General features: G+C 44.9%; 17 protein-coding genes and 1 tRNA gene. 4 read left to right on the top strand and 14 right to left on the bottom strand.

Annotated features, from left to right (window positions below):
* Nucleotides 1-87: 87 nt before the first annotated feature.
* From Q502_RS01230 to secG, 3 genes are all read right to left on the bottom strand, one after another.
* Nucleotides 88-1,776, bottom strand: a complete 1,689-nt coding sequence (locus Q502_RS01230; RefSeq protein WP_099829128.1) for an S-layer homology domain-containing protein — start codon at nt 1,774-1,776, stop codon at nt 88-90.
* Between the two features lie 89 nt (nt 1,777-1,865).
* The gene (gene tyrS, locus Q502_RS01225; RefSeq protein WP_099829127.1) at nt 1,866-3,059 is read right to left on the bottom strand and encodes a tyrosine--tRNA ligase; all 1,194 of its coding nucleotides are present in this window, start codon (nt 3,057-3,059) and stop codon (nt 1,866-1,868) included.
* A gap of 12 nt (nt 3,060-3,071) precedes the next feature.
* Entirely contained in the window at nt 3,072-3,323 is a 252-nt protein-coding gene (secG, locus tag Q502_RS01220; protein ID WP_099829126.1) for a preprotein translocase subunit SecG, read from the bottom strand.
* 96 nt (nt 3,324-3,419) lie between these two features.
* On the opposite strand from secG, the gene Q502_RS01215 reads away from it, so the two are divergent.
* Both Q502_RS01215 and Q502_RS01210 read left to right on the top strand, forming a co-directional pair.
* Nucleotides 3,420-5,120: a lipopolysaccharide assembly protein LapB gene (locus Q502_RS01215; protein WP_099829125.1), complete on the top strand. Its 1,701-nt coding sequence runs from the start codon at nt 3,420-3,422 to the stop codon at nt 5,118-5,120.
* Nucleotides 5,120-5,392 (top strand): chromosome segregation protein SMC, encoded by a 273-nt coding sequence (locus Q502_RS01210; protein WP_099829124.1) that lies wholly within the window; start codon nt 5,120-5,122, stop codon nt 5,390-5,392. Before Q502_RS01215 ends, Q502_RS01210 begins: the two co-directional genes overlap by 1 nt.
* Before the next feature lie 48 nt (nt 5,393-5,440).
* Here Q502_RS01210 and sufU read toward each other — a convergent pair whose 3' ends face one another.
* From sufU to sufC, 5 genes are read right to left on the bottom strand one after another with little or no spacing between them, the layout of a single operon-like run.
* On the bottom strand, nt 5,441-5,881 hold the full coding sequence (gene sufU, locus Q502_RS01205) for a Fe-S cluster assembly sulfur transfer protein SufU (protein ID WP_099829123.1): 441 nt from the start codon (nt 5,879-5,881) through the stop codon (nt 5,441-5,443).
* Nucleotides 5,878-7,101, bottom strand: coding sequence for an aminotransferase class V-fold PLP-dependent enzyme (locus Q502_RS01200; protein WP_099829122.1), 1,224 nt, complete (start codon nt 7,099-7,101; stop codon nt 5,878-5,880). The genes sufU and Q502_RS01200 overlap by 4 nt, the downstream gene beginning before the upstream one ends.
* Nucleotides 7,079-8,275, bottom strand: coding sequence for a SufD family Fe-S cluster assembly protein (locus Q502_RS01195; RefSeq protein ID WP_099829121.1), 1,197 nt, complete (start codon nt 8,273-8,275; stop codon nt 7,079-7,081). Before Q502_RS01195 ends, Q502_RS01200 begins: the two co-directional genes overlap by 23 nt.
* Before the next feature lie 10 nt (nt 8,276-8,285).
* Nucleotides 8,286-9,680, bottom strand: a complete 1,395-nt coding sequence (gene sufB / locus Q502_RS01190; RefSeq protein WP_099829120.1) for a Fe-S cluster assembly protein SufB — start codon at nt 9,678-9,680, stop codon at nt 8,286-8,288.
* A 2-nt stretch (nt 9,681-9,682) separates the two neighbouring features.
* Nucleotides 9,683-10,435 carry a Fe-S cluster assembly ATPase SufC gene (sufC, locus tag Q502_RS01185; protein ID WP_099829119.1) on the bottom strand — a complete coding sequence of 251 codons (753 nt, stop codon included), beginning with the start codon at nt 10,433-10,435 and terminating at the stop codon, nt 9,683-9,685.
* Between the two features lie 143 nt (nt 10,436-10,578).
* On the opposite strand from sufC, the gene Q502_RS01180 reads away from it, so the two are divergent.
* Nucleotides 10,579-11,397 carry a DUF368 domain-containing protein gene (locus Q502_RS01180; protein WP_099829118.1) on the top strand — a complete coding sequence of 273 codons (819 nt, stop codon included), beginning with the start codon at nt 10,579-10,581 and terminating at the stop codon, nt 11,395-11,397.
* Here the strand turns inward: Q502_RS01180 and Q502_RS01175 are convergent, their stop codons facing one another.
* The 5 genes from Q502_RS01175 to recJ all read right to left on the bottom strand — a co-directional run bounded on the left by Q502_RS01175 (nt 11,398) and on the right by recJ (nt 16,586).
* On the bottom strand, nt 11,398-12,408 hold the full coding sequence (locus tag Q502_RS01175) for a rod shape-determining protein (RefSeq protein ID WP_099829117.1): 1,011 nt from the start codon (nt 12,406-12,408) through the stop codon (nt 11,398-11,400).
* Nucleotides 12,409-12,432: 24 nt separating this feature from the next.
* A tRNA-Arg gene (locus tag Q502_RS01170) sits at nt 12,433-12,508 on the bottom strand.
* Complete coding sequence (gene ruvX / locus Q502_RS01165) at nt 12,487-13,197, bottom strand: Holliday junction resolvase RuvX (RefSeq protein WP_099829116.1); 711 nt, start codon at nt 13,195-13,197, stop codon at nt 12,487-12,489. Before ruvX ends, Q502_RS01170 begins: the two co-directional genes overlap by 22 nt.
* Nucleotides 13,178-13,438: a DUF3343 domain-containing protein gene (locus tag Q502_RS14985; RefSeq protein ID WP_374704099.1), complete on the bottom strand. Its 261-nt coding sequence runs from the start codon at nt 13,436-13,438 to the stop codon at nt 13,178-13,180. The genes ruvX and Q502_RS14985 overlap by 20 nt, the downstream gene beginning before the upstream one ends.
* Nucleotides 13,439-13,442: 4 nt before the next feature.
* Nucleotides 13,443-16,586 (bottom strand): single-stranded-DNA-specific exonuclease RecJ, encoded by a 3,144-nt coding sequence (gene recJ, locus Q502_RS01155; protein WP_099829114.1) that lies wholly within the window; start codon nt 16,584-16,586, stop codon nt 13,443-13,445.
* Nucleotides 16,587-16,650: 64 nt separating this feature from the next.
* Here recJ and Q502_RS01150 point away from each other — a divergent pair, with 64 nt between their 5' ends.
* Nucleotides 16,651-17,388 (top strand): pseudouridine synthase, encoded by a 738-nt coding sequence (locus Q502_RS01150; protein WP_243392242.1) that lies wholly within the window; start codon nt 16,651-16,653, stop codon nt 17,386-17,388.
* Between the two features lie 31 nt (nt 17,389-17,419).
* Here Q502_RS01150 and Q502_RS01145 read toward each other — a convergent pair whose 3' ends face one another.
* On the bottom strand, nt 17,420-19,243 hold the full coding sequence (locus tag Q502_RS01145; RefSeq protein ID WP_099829113.1) for a PEGA domain-containing protein: 1,824 nt from the start codon (nt 19,241-19,243) through the stop codon (nt 17,420-17,422).
* Nucleotides 19,244-19,249: the final 6 nt, after the last annotated feature.

Here is a 19,249-nt window from a genome sequence, read left to right as displayed (position 1 = left end):
TTGGTTTTTGGTGATGCGCATAACGTAAATATACCATATTTCATGTAACAAAAGCAAACACACGTGTTGCTAAGTTGCACAGAGAGATCATTTCAGGATTAACCCTACCGCTCCAAATGCAAGTGCCACAAAAGAAAGAATAATAGCTGCATTTGTATTGATCACATTCTGCTTCTGTATCTCTTCCAGAGCCGATATCTTGCTTTCCAAGGCCACGTCGTTCTCTTCGAGAGCAGAAATCCTCGTTTCTGCAGCCGCAAGAGCAGTCTTGTCTGCCTTGTTCCTGTCGAGCTTGAACATTTGAATGGCCATTGTGTTGGTAATGCTCTTCAGACTGTCGACTTCTTCCTCGAGTACTCCAACTTTTCCCTCAAGAGAAGTTGTTATACCTTCGATAGAAGCGATCATATCGGCGTGTTCGTCAAGAACTGCGATGTTGGCATCAATCTGATCGAAGGCGACTTCTAACATCTCGTAGTTGTCGGAAACGTCCCTTCTCAGCGTGGATAGCTCATTACCGAGAATTCCGATCTCTGCCTTCAGTCTCTCTTCTGTGAGTCCAAGTTTCTTGTAAAGGAAATTCATTTTTGCTGTCAGCTGATCAGGAGTCACATAGTTCAACTCTGCAATCCGCTTATTCGCAGCCATCACAGCATTGCTAAGCATCTTAGCTGTTACTTCGAGATCCGTTACTCTTGCCTTAATCGGATCGACATCGCTCGCCATTGCTTTCGTTGAGAGATCTGCTTTAATTTCAGCAAGCTTTCCGTCCAAGTCGTCAAGTCTTGCAATGTTCAAGTCAACCTGATCGAAAGCAACTTCTAGCATTTCTTCCGCATCAAAGATAGCCGACTCCAGTTTAACTATCTCTGAGTCGTAGTACTTGACTTCGGGCATCTTGGCAATGCTGTCCTGAATCATGAGGATCCGCGTGTACATTACCGAAAGCTTGTCATTTAACTCCTCATTGGTCACGAAAGGCTCAAGATCAGGCATTTCGCCCGTCAGTCTCGCTTCCAAATCGGCAAGGTCAGCCTTCGTAGCCATCCCTCTCCTTAGTGCAAATAGGTCAGAAGTCAAGCTATTGATAACATTTTCGGAAACATCGACCCTTGAGGCAAGCGCAGCGAAATCTGCTTCTTGAGCAGTTTCATTCTTCTTCATGTTGGCAATCGCCTGTCCGAGGAGCTTAACCGTTACTTCAAGGTCGGTGGCCCTATTCTTTAGAGCCTCAATGTCCGAGGGAACGCCTGTCAACGCTTTCAGATTCTCATTAATGAGTTCAATACCCTCATTTGCGCCTACTGCTTCCTCAGAGAGTCTGTCGATCTCATCATAAAGAAATGCAACTGTGTCGTCAAAAGTCTTTAGCGACACGAAATCCCCTGTTACTGTACTCTGCTTCAGAGATGCGACAGTTGCTTCAAGAGCCCTCAGTTCCGCCGTTAAGTCAACCAAATTCTTCTTGTTGTCAGAGATCTCCAGGGAGAGTCCCGCAACTTTCTTAGTGAGGGAAAATACCACTTCCTGAAGTTTAGCATCCCCGGCATCAGAATAATCCATGAACCTGGCAAGAGTCATGGCAAGCTGGTAACGCGTAGCAAATTCAGTACCTCTGAATGTGCCATCAGGGAAACCAATGAACAATCCACCGGATGTCGTCTTAATAACGCTATCGTAGGCCCAGTGATTCTCTGACAAATCGCTGTACTCTACACCCAGAGTTAGGGCTGCAAAAGCAACAACGACAAGTGCCAGTATAGAAAGCTTCTTCATGGATCCTACCCCCTTTCAAAATGTTGTCATTTTCTACAGCAAACTACGTATTAATTATACAGTAAAAATGCGTCTATATTCAAGAGTATTCAGCACTTAACAAGGCGATAGAAACGCTTCTTTCCGATTCTAAGAACATCACCATCGGAAATCTCAAGAACTGAATGGATATCGTCTAGTACTTGATCATTTATTCTCACTCCACCCTGATCTATCAATCTTCTTGCTTCGCTTCTTGATTGAATCTTAGCACGAGAAACGAGAAGATCGACAATTGAAATACTGTCTTCCAAAAGTTTTATTTCCGGCATCTCCTCAGGAAGCTCCTTATTTCGGAAAATGTTTATAAACTCCTCTTTTGAGCTTTCGGCAATCTCTCTATCAAAGAACTGAGAAGTGATCTCCACAGCCAATTCTAGTTTCAGATCTCTTGGATTCACTGTTTTATCTTGGAGTTTCTTATCTATCTCCTCAAGCTCCCGATCGCTTTTATCGGTTAACAGTCTGAAATACTTTGACATCAGCGAGTCTGGAATTGACATAACCTTGCCAAACATGTCCCTCGGAGAATCATCAAAAGCTATGTAATTGTCGTAGCTTTTCGACATCTTCAGCTTTCCATCTGTCCCTTCGATCAAAGGAACGGTGAGAATTGCCTGAGCCTCAAGTCCGTACTCTTCCTGTATCTTTCTGCCAACAACAAGGTTGAAAAATTGATCATCACCGCCGATCTCTACATCGGCTTTAACAACGACAGAATCGTAAGCTTGCGCAAGAGGATAGAGAAATTCCGAGACACCAATTGGTTCGTTATCAGCGTATCTCCTGGCGAAATCATGCCTTTCCATCATTCTGGCCACAGTATACTTTGCAGAAAGACGAATCACATCCTCAAAACTCATTGGGTCAAGCCATTCAGAGTTGAACCTAATCTCGGTGCGATCTCTGTCCAAAATCCTGAACGCCTGTTTGCTGTAGGATTCAGCGTTCAATTTCGCTTCTTCTCTTGAAAGCATAGGTCTGGTCTTTGATCTACCCGAAGGATCGCCGATCCTCGCAGTGAAGTCTCCGATGATCAACACCACTTGATGCCCGAAATCCTGAAAGAGACGAAGCTTCCTCAGGACCACCGCATGACCAAGATGTAAGTCCGGTCTAGATGGATCAACTCCCAGTTTAACCCTCAACGACCGCTTATTCTTAAGTTTTCCAAGAAGCTCTTCTTCAGAAATTAGTGAAACATGATTCTTCGAAAGCTCCTTAAACTGTTCTTCAGGGTTCAACAACTCTACCACCTAAGCGCCAAATGCTCTGGAAACTACAAATGCAATCAAAATACTGTTTGCCATAAATCCTATGGCAAGACCAAGTGTTATCTTTCCCATGGTATCCAGACCTTTCTTTCTTCCAAACATAGTGTGGGAAGCACCACCTCCGAAAGCTCCACCGAGCTCTGCAGACTTAGACATCTGCAGCATCACAGCAATTCCAAGTCCTACACTTATTGCAATGTGCAGGGAAATAAGTGCATAAGCAAGAACAACCATCAAGAAAACCTCCTGTATCTTCTATCGCTCTTCTGGTATTATACAATATGTGCGAGTTTGTAGCAAATGAGAGCAGAAAGCGGTTGGTGATTTTTTTTGAAGGACAAAACTGTCTTAATCTATCTTCCAATAAAGCCAGAAATGGCAAAGGCGAACAATCTTCCGGTGAAGCTTCCCGTCCTTGCAGAAGATCTGGAGAAAATCGCAGACAGGGACAGGATAGAACTAGACATAATAATCAGGGGACTTGAAGCCCAATGTAAGATCGAACGAGATGACTACTACGAATCCTATCTGCTCTACTACTACTTCGAGGCCTTCAAAAGAGCTTTGAACTCTGGGGCTATCGGGGAATCAAAGGAGTATTTAGATAAGGCAGGCAAGATAAAGAAGGATTACAGATATCACTTCTATCGAGGATTGATGTTTAGGGAAGAGGCAAGAACAGAACTTGCCGAAATCGAACTGAGAAGGTCTATTGAGATGAACGATGAATTCTACATCGGTTACTTTGAACTCGGAAGGCTGCTCCAGTCTCAAGAGGAATTTGATGATGCAATTGCCTCCTACTTGAAATCAATAGAAGTGTCTGGAGGGCAGTTTGCCCTTCCTTTTGTCGCAGTAATTGATTGCTTCATCTCTAAGGGAGAGTACAATGAGGCGTTGGAGATAGCCGGAAAGATAGGAAAGGGATTCCCCCTTTATTCGGATATCCTGCTGAGAAAGGGTGTTATCCTAAACGAAGTTCAAAAGTTTGCCTTGGCAGAAGAGACGTTCACTGAAAGCATCGGTAGTAATGAAGACTGGAGGAGCTTCTACAATCGCTCCTTTTCGAAGGCTAGACAGGGCAAGCTATATGAAGCCTACGAAGACCTAAAGACAGCCTATGCCATAAGCGGGAACCCTGATGTCCTATACGAACTCGCGATCAATGAGAAAAATATGGGAATGCTCGAGGACTCTCTTTCGCATTGCCGAAGTTACTATAACAACACCGCCGATCAAAAAGCTCTGATGTTTGAATCACGTGTGCTTGACATGATGGGCGAGTACGACGTTGCACTCGAGTTGCTCGATGATACTTACCTCGAGCTCAAGACGCTTCTGCTGCTTCATAAGTATTTGTCAGAGGGAGTTATTGAGAGAGAGCTTGTCTTCGAAAACACACTGAATGAGTCTTATTACAGGTACTTGAGAGGACGGTTTCTCAGCAAAGACTTTTCGACTTGTAACTTGATCGAATCGGGAAAGATTAACGTTGAATCTCTTACTGGGTTGCTCTCTGAACTTGACAATGCCGAAGTAACCAAAAGGATCTCTGCGTTCTCTGAAGGAACTATCCCAAAGGAAATCAGGGAGATTACTTTGGCTGAAATGGGTTTCTTCACAGAACTTATCTCTCTACTGGAAGCTTATCCTTCTCAGCAAGAATATCTTTCATACCTTATGGCCTTCCTTATATCTGGAAGTGGCAAGACTACCGGGATATTCAGGACGTTATTGTACGTTCAGAGATGGGTACTCTCGGGCTTGCCCTTCAGAACCGACTCCTTTATAGATGAGTACCTTGAAGAGCTAAAGGATTTGAGTTTCGATTTTGCGCTTAGGATCGCGAAGCTTTCTGAGTATGGCGGAACCGACGTTGATACACTTGAAGAAGAAGCGAACGAGAACCCCGAAGAAGTAACCCTGGCAATTCTCTGTGCGTTAGAGAAAGGCACGGTCAGTGAGATTAAGACTAACAATGATTCGCTAGGTAAGTACATAATGAGGCTTTCTCGATCAGGAGGAGAATAGTGAATAATATTGACGAGTTATTAGAGAGGCTTTTTGAAGCACTTGAAAGCGACACCAGTGATAGAACAGATGAAGAAAAAGTTAAGCAAGCGCTGAAGACTGAATTCAGTGAAAATGAGCGAGAGATGCTTATGGGCGTATTAGATTCTCTCTTTGGCGAAGTTACGAAAATGGCAGAAAACCCGAAGAATTACTTTTTCAGCAACGAGCAAGAGAAACTGGACAAGTATCTGGCGGAGAGAGACAAAAAAGTTGATTCTACAGACCAATAAGTGTATAATCAAACTGTAGGGTTACTTCAGCGCAGAGTATAGCCGGTGTTATGCACCGGTCTTTTTTTGCTCGATCAAAGCCAGAGCTTTGGCTACCGTCTTCCAGGGCAGATTCACACATTTGACTCTCATCGGGTGATCCTTCAGTCCCTGAAAGAATAACGCATCACCAATCAGCGATTCGTTAAAGCTCTCCCCTCGCAACATCTTTTCAAAACTCTCAACTATCTCCCGGGCCTCGTCATAAGTCTTGCCTTCGAGAATCTCAGCCATGACTGAAGCCGATGCCTGGCTGATCGCACAGCCCTCGCCCTCAAATCTCACTGCCTGAATCGTGGATTCGCCTTCTTCGAGATGAATGATGATCGAGTCACCGCAAGACGTATTCGATCCTTCTACACTGCATGTAGAGTCCGGCAGAACTCCTCTGTACATGCTGTTCTTATAGTGATGCATTACGAAGTCGGCATAAAGCTGCTCGAAGTTCACGAGAACCACCTCTCCGCTTTAGTTATTCCCTCAAAAAGCCTTTCGATATCTTCAAGGGTATTATACAGATATAGAGACGCCCTGCATGCCGAAGATACTCCAAGAGCACCCATCTGCAACTGTGCACAGTGATGGCCGCTTCTTACGGCAACGTTCTGGGTTCTACCAAGGAACTCGGCGAGATCATGAGAGTGTATTCTCCTGTGAGAAAACAGCAGTATGGCATGGCTCGATGATGGGCTATGAATAGTTAAGTCAGGTATTTCCGCCAATCTCTCTCTTGCGATATTCGTAAGATAGGAGACGTGATCATTTATCCACTTCATGCCAATCCCTTTGAGATACTTTGTTGCTCCGGCAAGGGAGACCGCGCCCGCTATGTTCTGAGTCCCCCCTTCGAGTTTAGAGACCCCCTCCGAGAAAGAGGAATCTTCAACATCAACACGGTTGACCATTCCTCCTCCAAGAACTAAAGGCGAAAGCTCCTCTATTAGGCTCGATCGACCAACAAGGCAACCGATACCGGTTTCGGCAAGCATCTTGTGTCCGGAAAAGACAAGAAAGTCCGTTTTCGATTCTCTGAAATCGAAACTCTCGTGAGGAATTAGTTGAGCTCCGTCGATGACAATAATCCCACCGAGAGAATGGACAATCTCCGTAATCTCCTCAAAGGGAGTCCTGTAACCTGTAGAATTCATCAAGCCACCGATGGAAAAAACGAAAGGTCCTTCGATATCCCGAAGCGACCTATGTAAATCTTCAACCGATAACTCTGCGCCAACGGCGGGCAGAGCCACAAAGTCTAACCCGTTTCTCCGGGCGTAATACTGCCATGGGAGGAAATTGCTGTGATGTTCGATTATTGGAACTACGAAGGTCCCGTACTCACCTGAGGAGGCAAGCGAAGCAGCCAGAAGACTGAGGCTCTCGGTGGCACCTTTTGTGAAGACTACTTCATCTTGGTCAGCCCCGACAAAATGTGCTATTTCTTGTCTGCTGTACTCATAAAGACTGGTAGCCCTTTCCGCAAGAGGATATACCGCCCTGTGAACGTTAGCGTTCTCGGCTTCGTAGAAACTTTTTACAAGATCTATTATGGACGAGGGTTTATGGGTTGTGGCTGCATTGTCCAGATACACTAGAGACGGATGATTACGGAAAATCGGAAAATCTCTTCTAAGGTCTTTCACCATGGGTTCAGACTTCTTTTGCGAATTCATTTCTTACCACCCCCGTGAAGGTAGGAAAGATCTTGTCGATCTCTTTGAGTACGGGCTCAAAAGTTCCCTGAACAATGAATCGGATCGCCCGTTCTCTGGAAAACCCTCTTGACATTAGATAGAAGACTCTTTGTTCATCTACAGATCCTACGGTCGCTGCATGAGAAGCTTCTACTTCACTTTCTCCTACAAGCAGCGATGGTATCGTATCTGCTCTAGCTTTTTGAGAGAGCATCAAGACGCTGCTGTGTTCACTTGCTTTTGATCCCTTTGCGCCTTTCCTCATGTCCAATGTTCCTCTGAAGACGCTTCTCCCGTTGTCAAGGAGAACACCTGATCCGGAAATCATGCCTTCCGAGTTACGCGAAATTGCTTTCACCACATAATGCATATCGAGAACAGTATCTCCGCGAGCAACGAATAGAGGTTCTACAGATGCTTGCGCACCTTCACCTTCGAGGAGAACCATATGGAAAACCGCCATTGAGGCATTTCCCGTACTCGCCTCAACTACTCTTAGCTTAGCGTTCTTCTCCAGAAAGTACAGGTTGTTCGAAAACCCATAACCTCTTTCAGTCATTCTATTTATGTAAAGGACCTCCACAGTGGAATCCTCCTTGATAAGAAACCTGTTGTTCTGGAGAAGCCAGTTACCTGAAGACGTGCTATCTATGACTAACTTTATGGACGAGCCCTTCCCAGAAACAAATAGGTTGTTCATAATTCTTGAGTCCCTACTAAACGGAATCACATATGGTTTGCTTACTCTCTTTCGAGGCGGGACGGAGATCATTGTACCTTCAGAGAAGCAAATGTCTCCAAGCAAGAGAAGTTTTCTGTCAGAACCTTCAAAATCCAGCCTGTCAAGAAGTTCTACTTCGTCGCTGCTAAGAGAGATCATGGGTTTTGCATTTGGATCTGTATACTTCGTGCGATGCCTGACAGAGATGTCAGGCAAGGTCATTCCAGTTAACTTAAACCGCTTCCATAAAGGAAATGACAGTTTCTTGTATTCGGAATACCTGTTGCTAATGAAAGCAGACATCGCAGGCGAAGCCAAATCTGCGGTGAGAAGCAAGTCTCTATCGGCAAAATCCCCAACTGAAACCTCTTCTCTTCTGGGTGGTCTAACCATTTTGTAATTATTGTGAACGAAATCAGTTGTTACTTCCATCGTAGTCACCTCAACCAATACTGCTTTCAATCTCCATATCTATCAATCTATTGAGTTCCACCGCATACTCCACAGGGAACTGGCGCGATACGGGTTCCATAAATCCCCTAACAATCATTGCCTTAGCCTCCGATTCGCTCAGACCACGGCTCATGAGATAATATATTTCATCCTCCCCTAATCTTCCTATTCTCGCCTCGTGGCCGATTTCTGCTGAGTCATTCATTACCTCAATGATCGGAACTGTGTCGGATCTCGAATCGTTGTCTATCATCAGCGCCGTACATCGAACTGAAGACCTGCTGTTTTTCGCTCTTGAAGATATTTCTAGTAGACCTCTATAGAAGGCCCAGCCTCCACCCGCACTTATGCTTCTAGCATCTACAAGTGAACTGGTTTCAGGAGCAAGATGGATCACTTTGGATCCAATGTCCATATGCTGACCGGGACCGGCGTAAGTTATCCCAAGATGCTCGGCTCTTGCACCTCTTCCCTTCAAAACGGATGTAGGATACAACATTGTTTTCAGACTTCCAAGAGAGCCCGATATCCATTCGATTGTTCCATCTTCCTCAACGATCGCTCTCTTGGTGTTGAGGTTGAATGTGTTCTTCGACCAGTTCTGAATAGTCGAGTACTTGACCCTGGCTTTGTTCAGAACGAATATCTCTACCATTCCTACATGGAGGTTCAGATCGTTGAATCTCGGTGCAGAACAGCCCTCAATGAACTGAAGATCAGATCCCTCATCAGCAATGATAAGCGTGTGTTCAAACTGTCCGCTGCCCCCCACATTCATTCTGAAGTATGCCTGAAGCGGGAGCGGTACCTTCACCCCTTTGGGAACATATACGAAAGAACCTCCACTCCAGACGGCCCCGTGGAGCGCAGCGTATTTGTGATCGCCAGGTGGAACCGCCTTCATAAAATATCTCCTGACCAATTCCGAATGCTCTTTAACAGCCGTCTCCATATCCAAAAAGACAATGCCGAGACCCTCAAGCTCTCTTCTGATATTCTGATACACTATCTCAGAATCATATTGAGCTCCTACCCCTGCAAACGATTCCCGCTCTGCCTCTGGAATACCTAATCTGTCGAATGTCTCTCTGATCTCCTCAGGCACATCATCCCATGATCTCTTCTTGTCTGCATCGGGACTTAGATAAGAGATTATCCTGCTTAGGTCTAGACTTTCTGTATCAACTCCAAACTCAGGATCTCTCGAAGAGTTGAAGATTCTCAGAGATTCAAGGCGTTTATGAAGCATCCACTCAGGCTCGCTTTTCCTTTTCGAGACATCGATTATTAGGTCTTCCCTGAATCCTCTTTCGCTAACAAACCTGTACCTGGAATCTGAACTAAAATCGAACCTTGTACTGTCGATTAATCCTTCTTTTCGCATCCTCAGGCCCCCTTTGCTGACCCAAAGATCCCCTCGTAGCCATTCTCTTCAACTTCTACTGAAAGCTCCTTACCTCCAGTTATTGCCATCGTTCCATTTACATAGATATGCACATAATCCGGCTCCACATGTTCAAGCAACCTTTTGTAATGTGTGATCAGAATAATCGCGTTCTCCGAGTATCTGAATTCATTGATGGATCGAGCGATGCTCTTGAGTGCATCTATATCCAACCCGGAATCGATTTCGTCAAGGATAGCCAACTTAGGCTTCAAAAAACACATTTGAACTATTTCGGCCTTTTTCTTCTCTCCACCAGAGAAACCTACGTTAAGATACCTATCTATGAGTTCCATCTCCAAACCTATATTATAAGCCAATCTGTCAACTTCCTGACTCATTTTAAGCAAAGGCGTTTTGTTCCCAAAGCTCTGAGAGGCAGCCATGAGAAAACTTCTGAGCTTGACTCCGGATATTTCCTGCGGCTGTTGGAAAGAGAGAAAGATGCCTAGCCTAGCCCTCTCGTCAACAGACAATCTTGATATGTTCTTGTTCATGAACCTCATGGTGCCTTCGGTCACTGTGTATTTTGGGTTGCCCATCAGCACATTTGCAAAGGTGGATTTCCCGCTTCCGTTAGGCCCCATAATGGCATGAATCTCTCCGCTCCTAACGGTTAGGTTCACTCCCTTCAATATCTCTTCATTATTCTCAGCAAGAACAGCGTGAAGATTCCTCACTTCCAGAAGAGTCAAGTCAATCCCTCCAAATCCGTTATTTATTATCTGAATTATAACATATACCGACTATTATAGACGAGATTAAAGAAGAGTACACAAAGTGAGGAAAACAAGTCACAGGATATATAATTAGAGATATCGCGATCTGGGGGTGTCTAATGCTCTATGTGATCTTTGTAGGTGTACTAATGGGTCTAGCCAATCTCATTCCAGGTGTAAGTGGTGGTACAATCGCTCTTCTAGGAGGCATATATGAGCGATTTGTGGATTCAGTCTCATCGCTGACAGCTTTGAGGATCAAGAAGAAGGAGTTCGTATTCCTGATTCAGCTTATCGCGGGCATAGGGATAGGGATCTTCGCTTTCGCAGCTCTAATAGATCTCTCTCTTTCAGTCGTCCCTTCGCTAATGTATGGGATGTTCTCCGGACTCGTTGCTGGAGGAATTCCAGTTGTATTCAGGCGCATTGAAAAAATCGGCGCGACTTCGATTATCTCTTTCGCAGCCGGGGTAGTACTCGTTGTCATAATATCTCTGCTTGGTTCAAGGTCGGTAGAAGGTAGTGTTTCTGATCGCGGTGCTCTTAATCTCGTTTTTGATGTGGTAGCAGGTTTTTTTGGAGCGGCGGCTATGGTCCTTCCCGGACTTAGCGGTGCCTTCATACTTCTACTGCTCGGTGAATACACTAGGGCAATATCTGCTCTCAAGAACCTAGACTTAGTAATCATTGCCTTCATCGGAGTCGGTGTTATTCTTGGCGTGGTCTTCGTAAGCAGACTTCTGAAGTTCTTGATGAAGAGATACCGCTGTGCGACTTTCTCCTTCCTTCTTGGCCTTATGCTAGGCTCAATACCCGATCTACTCTCCAGACCGGGGATCAACTTCAATCTGATACAAATAGCGGTGGGAATTCTCTCGGGACTAGCATTCTCATACCTTATAGTAATACTCGAAAAGAGAAATAGAGTAAGAACCTAGCTATTTGTTGTGATTTATCGCTACTCTCTGAAGATGCTTATCGCTTTCAAGGAGCTCTCCTATTCCCTTGACAACGCAAGTTCTTGGGTCCTCGGAGACTATGGTTTTGATACCGGTCTCCTGAATTATCAAATCCGGTAATCCTCGGATCAAAGAACCACCTCCTGTGAGCACAACGCCTGTATCCATTATGTCGGCAGCGATTTCCGGAGGTGTCTCTTCCAGAATCTGTCTAAGATTAAGAACAATATCCTGCAAGATCTGAGATATCGCCTCATGAATATCGTCAGAAGTGATCCTAATATTACCCGGAAGACCGTTCAGAGCATCTCTTCCTCTTACCTCAAGCTCGTAGCTTTCCAGAGTGGGAAAGGCCTTCCCGATCTTAATTTTGACGTCCTCTGCAGTCGAACTGCCAATAAGAAACTTGTACTTGCGCTTGACAAACTTGATTATCGCGTCGTCCATTGCATCTCCGGCAGTTCTCAGAGAGCGCGAGACTACTATCCCGCCAAGGCTGATTACGGCAATGTCGGAAGTCCCTCCTCCAATATCCACAACCATATTACCCACTGAATCAAATATGTGAAGGCCTGCTCCGATTGCAGCGACCACAGGTTCAAGAACCAGGTAAACTCTGCTTGCTCCTGCAGCCGTTGTGGCTTCGATAACTGCTCTTCTCTCAACACTTGTAACCTTGGCCGGAACACCGACAACAACCGCCGGTCTGGAAAGGGAGAATTTCGTGCGAGTTCGCTTCACAAGTTCCTTGAGAGCCTGTTCTAAAATCTGATAGTCTGCAATAACCCCATCTCGAATTGGCCTTACAGCCTTTATGTCCTTTGGTGTCTTACCGATCATTTCCTTAGCTTCAGAACCAATTGAGATTATCTTTCCCGTCTTCGTTTCAACAGCGATGACCGAAGGCTCATCAATCACTATATCCTTGCCCTTCTGAAAGACCAAGAGAGAAGCGGTTCCCAAATCGATGCCAAGATCACCCTTTTTCATACAAAACCTCCCGCGTTGCAAACATGGTGTGCTCGGTGGGATTTGAACCCACAGTCTCTGGATCCGGAGTCCAGCGCTCTATCCGTTGAGCCACGAGCACTCAATAACCTGCGGACCTTCTGAGTTCAGATCTAACTTCCCATCAAGCTCTTCTCCACAAGCGATTACTATTATATCGTAAGTTGAAAAGTCTATGTCATCAATGAGGTTTACCGGGTTCATTCCTTTTCTCTTGAATGCCAGAAAGATCTGAGGATCTTCGACAAAAACTCCTGGGTCTGTCTCCAGAGAGTCAATACCTTCTATTCGAGCAGATTCTGGTTTGTACAGCAATACCCTGCTATTTGAAGGGATTTCACGAAGATCACGGCAGACGACTCTTCTCTCACGTACCTCCCACCTTCTGGCCGTAATAGAAGACTCATTTCTAAGAATCTGCATTGCACTGAAAACATCCTTTACTTTCGAGAAATCCTGTCCAACTTCTTGAGACATTCTCATCGCCGTCTTTGTAGTTAGAGATTCATCCACCAGAAAGACTGGGCCAGAATAGATGTTCTTCACCTTTTCAGCAAATGAGACTGCTCTCATAGTAGATTCGCTGAATCTGCCAGACATTGAGATTGGTAATCCAATAACAACTATCTCGACTTTCTTCTCCTCTAGTATTCTTGAGAGTGTTTTGCGATAACCTGAGTGATCAATGGTTCTTAGAGGGATTTCTACATCCTCTATCTGTAAAGCAAGGCCGATTCTTGATGTGCCAAAGTCAATGCCAAGTTTTACCATAGAAGGACCTTACCGGGTTTTCGTCACAATGGTTAGTGAGGAGAATCTCAATGTCTGCCTCTTTTAGGAGGCTGACGCTTGCGCAAAGATCTCCAGATGAGATCGCAATTGAAAGCGAGCAACCCAAGAATAAATCTGGTGGAGTAGGGAAGATCTTCGCATTCAAACCTCCGTCCCTAATCAGCGACAGCGCCTTCATAATTTCTTGCCGCGAGACTGTTATCAGAGAATCCAGCACCATGGTGTCAACCAACCTTAAGCACCTCTTCTGCGTTTGTAAGACTCCGAAGCAGTCCTCTTGTCGTCATCGTCGAAAGCTTGGTGGCGAACCATCTGGTCATTCTCTTTTCAGCGACTCCCTCTCTGTAACGCAATGTCTTTTTCACCTCAACTGAGTCGAGTTCCGAGCTCGAACTGCTGTACCAGATTCCTTCGTCAGCACTTACAAGCTTCATCTCCTCCAACATAGAAAGAAAGACCTTCGAGATTCCGTCTTCAAAGCTAAGGGCCTTTCTGATATCCCTCTCAGACGCTGGCAGAACATCCTTAAGGTCCTGATAAACGGCTTCAAGCTCTTCAACTGTCGGAAAAAGCCTGTCCATTTCACCGGTATTAGAAATCAAGTCGGCCTTGTTGAAAGATAGATTCAAGAACAACTCCGAATCTTCACCGGGTCTGGTCGAAACAGAATCAATAATCTCCAGGAAGTTCCTTGGCGCACTGTAGAATACAATATTAGAGTTACCTAAAGTGACACCGAGTCCGTCGCTAGATGGAGTAGTAATCAGGACCCTGATCTTCTGTCTCTCAACAAGTGAGTATATTACCGACCTCTGAAAGTCCTTCAGCAGATAATTGTAGAAAATCAGTTCCCCATTCTGAAGAGCATGGGATAATCTTGATCCCATAGATTTGGCAAGAGTGACCGTCTTATGTGGGGAATCAACAATCACAGCGACATTCTCACCATGACCGACGATCGACATAACCTGCTCGACCTTCTTTCTGGAGCCTCGGTTGTCGATTATGCCCACCCTTTTGATTGGACTTGGCTTATATACGTGAGATATCCTTCTATCCGATAGAAAATCCTTCAAATCATCATAGTAGACACTTCCTGCAAATCCAGATATTCCTAGGACCTTATCGATGTTTGAGAAAAAACCTTCAAGATCCGGATGGTCCTTGAAAATGCCCGAGAGAATATAAGTAGGTTCGTCGAAAATAACCTCTCCGGCTATTTCAGCAATCTCGTCAAACCTTTCAACGAAGAAGGGCAGAGTGGTGAAAACAACGGGTTCATCCAACCTTCCTCTGTACAGAGAGTTGGCAAAGACTGGTTTTATCGAATCCAGATAGTGCTGCAGTGAATAATAGGTATGTGCAAGCGTGCCGTTTATTGCAGACACAACGAAAGTCTTCTTGCCTTGCTGATAGTTTTTAAGTATTTTGAGAGCGAGAAAAGGGTTCTTCAGTCTGATGTTGCCAAACACTCCCCATGGATTCTTGATACTTACTTCCATGAACTCCGGACACTTATGAGAGAGCTTCTTCTCAAGCTCGCTTATCAGAGCGGATACATCAGTTTTTACCTGCGAACCGGGCTGCTGATTCTTCCAATCTCTTATAAACTCAAAAACGAAATTCTTGTCCCTTACTTCCTCTTCAAAGACTGGATCAATGTAAAGCTTTGCATCCGAAAGAGAGAGTTTGACACTCTGCAGTCCATAAAGGTTCTCGCTCTTAATTGAAGCAACCGCATCCACCTTTAGGAGATTTGGCTTCACATATTTGAAGTCATCAAACATTGAACCCATGTTGTAACCTATAGCAAGCGTCTTTCTATCTCCAGAACGTAGAATCAACTTCACGTGATCGCTGCCGCTGCCAAACATCTTCGCTTTCTCTATGTTAAGTCCCTTTATAAGGAATCTCGGTTCGGGATTCGAGTGACCAAAGGGTCTCAAGAGCTCCAGTTTATCAAGAATAGCGGATGTAATAGAATCTATAGAGAGGACATCGTCGATGTCTATCTTGAATACCGGTTGCTTTTTCCCATAAAGTCTTATGTAAGCATCGTTTATTGCCGTTCGGAATTCAGTGATGTTCTCCTTGTCTATGCTGAATCCTGCAGCCATCTCATGCCCGCCAAACTCCCTCAAAAGGTGAGAGACTTCGTTAAGGAGACTGATTATGCTTACACCGGCAGGACTTCTTGCGGAACCCTTACCGTCGGAACCGTTGGTAGATATCAAGAAAACCGGCTTGTTGTGAATTGATACAAGTCTGGAGGCAACAATCCCCAGAACTCCAAGGTGCCAGTTATCGCCGTCAACAACAAGCGCATAGTCATCTTTGAAACTGGACGTGCTGTCGATATCTCTTTCAGTCTGGTCGAAGATCTTCGCCTCTATTGTCTGTCTATTCTGATTGTGCTTCAGAAGCCGGCTAGCAGTGTTCATTGCTGAATCCATGTCTTCACTTATTAATAGTTCGAGGGCAACAATAGCTGAATCCATTCTCCCTGCCGCGTTAAGTTTGGGCGCAATCTTGAAGGCAATATCCTGCGCAGTCAGGTTTTCAGACGGGATTCTAAGATACGACAAAAGTGCCTTCAGTCCAAGAAGCGGGCTGCTCTGGATCTTTGCGGTACCTTGCCTGACTATGTAGCGGTTTTCATCTCTCAAGGGTACAATATCCGCTATAGTACCAAGCGCCACGATATCCAGATATTCCTCCGGATCGATAGGACAGTGTAGAGTCTCATTAAGCGCAACAAGCAATTTGAAAGCTACGCCAACTCCAGCAAGTCCCTTAAAGGGATAGTTGTCGTCAGGTCTTTTGGGATTGACTATGGCGTCGGCTGGCGGAAGAATATCCTTCACCTCGTGATGATCGGTTACGACTACATTGAATCCTATTTCCTTTGCATACTTGATTTCCTCAAACGAAGTGACTCCACAGTCAACGGTAATCAATAGTTTATGGCCCTGTTCTCTAAGATCCTTTATTGCGCCCTTGCTCAAACCGTACCCTTCCTCAAGCCTTAAAGGAATGTAATAACTAACATTGAACCCCATTCTTTTCATTGCAAGATACAGGAGCGCTGTACTGGTTACACCATCGACATCATAATCACCGAAGACAACGATGCTCTCGTTTCTCTCTCTAGTCTCTATTATTGTACGAACTGCAAGCTGCATACCTTCAAGAATGAAGGGATCATGAAGAATCGTCTTATCTGGATTCAGGAACCTCATTGCTTCAACTTCGTCATCAATTCCTCGCGTTACCAGTAATCTTGCCAAAAACACATCGATTCCCATGAATTCGACCAATCTGTTTACGGCCTCATCATCGGGCTTTAGGAGAAGCCACTCCTTTCTCATATAGATCCACCCTCTCTTTTTCTTTTAAAAGATTATAACATCATGCACAATAGCTTGGAGGTGCGTGATACTGGTACCTCAAGAAGGTGTATTGTACAATCTATTTATGAGATTGGATGGCTATGTTTCTAAGTTCTCTGGCTTCAGCAGAAGCCAGAGCAGAAAGATGATAAGAAGTCAAAGAGTAGTCGTTAATGGAAGAGTCGTCGATACCCCGTCTGCAAGTGTTAGCGCGAACGATGAAGTACTTCTGGACGGAAAGCACATAAAAACCTTTGGAATGGTCTACATAGCTCTGAACAAACCTGGAGGTTTTGTCTGCTCAAGAGAGAGAGACGAGGGAGAGAATGTCTTCGACCTGGTAGATGAAGTCTTTTCTGCCGAACTGTCCATTGCCGGAAGGCTTGATAAAGACACAACTGGACTCGTAATACTCTCAAACGACGGCGAGTTCATTCACAACGTGATTTCGCCGAACAAGCTGGTCGAGAAGGAGTATTTCGTAGAGACCGTCAATGAGATTACTTCAGATGAGATCTCACTTCTCTCGCAAGGAGTCTCAATAGGCGATGAAGAGTTTTCTATGCCGGTATCAGTTGAAGAACTAGATTCTTTTCATCTGAGAATTGTACTGACGGAGGGCAGGTATCACGAAGTCAAGAGACTCGTTCTGGCAGTGGGAAACAAGGTGAGAAACCTTCACCGAAACAGGATCGGCGCATATTACCTTCCCGATCGATTGAGCCCCGGAAAGTGGATATACCTATCTGAGACAGACAGAAAAAGAATAACCGGGACTTGAGTCCCGGTTATTCGGGTAACAGGAAAAGACATTAGTCGATTCTTGAAAGGTTGAAGGAGAGATTGTGATCTCCCTTGCCAAAGTATCTATATGTAACCGACACGCGATATCCGTCCAGAACAAGCACTACTTCATAATATCCTGGATCAAGTTCAACTACCCTGTTTGATCTACCATAATCTTTTCCGTTAATGAAGATTCTCGCATTGCTCGGATCAGAGGAAATTGTAATCCTGGCAACCGGCCTTTCTTCAATCAGAGTGATTTTCGTCGATGAACTGGTTCCGGCAGCGAGATTGACATCTTTGCTGTCAGTTATATAGCCAGACTTCTCTACTCTGATCGTATGCCTCCCCGCATCAAGATCAACGGATAGCGGAGATCTGCCCACATAAACGTTATCTACAAAAACTGATGCATTTGTCGGCTCTGTTTCTATTGTCAGTCTGGCCTTCTTTGCATAAAGAGTGGCACTTACTTGTCTATCACCAGCAAGTGTTACGTTAGTAGAGAAATCTTCATAGCCATCTGCGGTTACTCTGACGGCGTAAGATCCCTCCCTCAAGGTAAGAGTAAGCGGAGTTCTGCCTTGATATGTTCCGTTTATGTAGACAAGGGCGTTCGAAGGTGAACTCGTTACGCTCAATCTGTACTCTTTCACTTGAGGAGTCAAGGTAATGGATTTCGAAATCGAGCGATCAAGAATGAAGTTTTCAGTGTATGTCTCGTATCCCGATCTCTCAATTCTCAAGTTCTTTGTTCCGCCTTCCAGAGTCACATTCAACGGGGATCTACCAATGTAAGCGTTATTCACATAAATATCTGCCCCTGAAGGACTCGTTATTACCGACAGTTGATAATTCTGAACCATAGAAGTCAGAGTGATAGACTTGGAAATATTACGATTCAGGACAAAAGTCTCTGTGTATGTCTGATATCCAGCCTTAGAAACGCTGATACTCTTCGTGCCTTCTTCCAAGGTGACATTCAGGGGTGTTCTTCCTACAAGCCTGCCATCAATATGCACAGTTGCATCGCTTGGGTTTGTGACAAGAGAGAATTGATACTCTTTTGCTAACTTCTGCAAATCAAGTCTTACATCCAGCGTTCTCCCACTTTCGATAGTGAACTGTCTGGTTTCGGTCCTGTAACCGTTCATGTATGCTGTGACCATGTGGTTCCCCACATCTAGGTCTATGTTAATGGGACTCCTGCCGACCATCTTTCCGTCAACATATACGGTTGCATTTGACGGAGTTGTGGTTATCCTCGCTCGTCCTGTGCTGGGCATCACATCCAGATAGAACCAGGCAGTGGAAACGGCATACTCCTGCTTATCAATAACAGGTATTACTTTTGAAACTACGAAGTCCTCCGCCCCTGAACTGGCCTTGGGGAAGATATCTCCTGCCTCAGCTCTCACCATCAAATCGTCAAGAAATCCAAGGTAAGACGTCGATGCAACAATCTGAAAGATCTCCTTTCCTCCACCTGTCTCACTCGTCAACTGAAGACGGTATCTCGTCGTAGCGTTCTCCGTTGGAAGAGTGTAGGTCACTCCAGCCTTGACGAAATTGCTGCGATCATAACCATTAGGGAATATCAGCTGGATTTCTCCATTTGGTGTGATATCGTATATCGCTATATATGCATCTTTATTGACTTTGAAGTAAGTCTTAACCTCTTCGCCTGAATAGTAAAGAGAACCGTTATCTCTGTCAAGCCAAATGGAAACCTCCAGCCCCCCCTGCGGCTTCTCCGGTACAATAATTACCTTCTGCATGTCATAAGTTACAATCCCAAATAGTGATACTGCCAAGAAAAAACTGAGAATAACCAGTATTGTTTTCTTCATAGATTA

It is taken from the genome of Mesotoga sp. Brook.08.YT.4.2.5.2., assembly GCF_003351125.1.
Classification (GTDB): domain Bacteria; phylum Thermotogota; class Thermotogae; order Petrotogales; family Kosmotogaceae; genus Mesotoga.
This window is presented reverse-complemented; position numbering and strand designations above follow the sequence as displayed.

Bases quoted from the DNA above. Each gene is read 5' to 3' on its own strand.
- Q502_RS01230 (WP_099829128.1), bottom strand. From the start codon at position 1,776: ATGAAGAAGCTTTCTATACTGGCACTTGTCGTTGTTGCTTTTGCAGCC.
- secG (WP_099829126.1), bottom strand. From the start codon at position 3,323: ATGGTTGTTCTTGCTTATGCACTTATTTCCCTGCACATTGCAATAAGT.
- Q502_RS01200 (WP_099829122.1), bottom strand. From the start codon at position 7,101: ATGAATTCGCAAAAGAAGTCTGAACCCATGGTGAAAGACCTTAGAAGA.
- Q502_RS01195 (WP_099829121.1), bottom strand. From the start codon at position 8,275: ATGGAAGTAACAACTGATTTCGTTCACAATAATTACAAAATGGTTAGA.
- sufB (WP_099829120.1), bottom strand. From the start codon at position 9,680: ATGCGAAAAGAAGGATTAATCGACAGTACAAGGTTCGATTTTAGTTCA.
- Q502_RS01180 (WP_099829118.1), top strand. From the start codon at position 10,579: ATGCTCTATGTGATCTTTGTAGGTGTACTAATGGGTCTAGCCAATCTC.
- Q502_RS01175 (WP_099829117.1), bottom strand. From the start codon at position 12,408: ATGAAAAAGGGTGATCTTGGCATCGATTTGGGAACCGCTTCTCTCTTG.
- ruvX (WP_099829116.1), bottom strand. From the start codon at position 13,197: ATGGTAAAACTTGGCATTGACTTTGGCACATCAAGAATCGGCCTTGCT.
- Q502_RS14985 (WP_374704099.1), bottom strand. From the start codon at position 13,438: ATGGTGCTGGATTCTCTGATAACAGTCTCGCGGCAAGAAATTATGAAG.
- recJ (WP_099829114.1), bottom strand. From the start codon at position 16,586: ATGAGAAAGGAGTGGCTTCTCCTAAAGCCCGATGATGAGGCCGTAAAC.
- Q502_RS01145 (WP_099829113.1), bottom strand. From the start codon at position 19,243: ATGAAGAAAACAATACTGGTTATTCTCAGTTTTTTCTTGGCAGTATCA.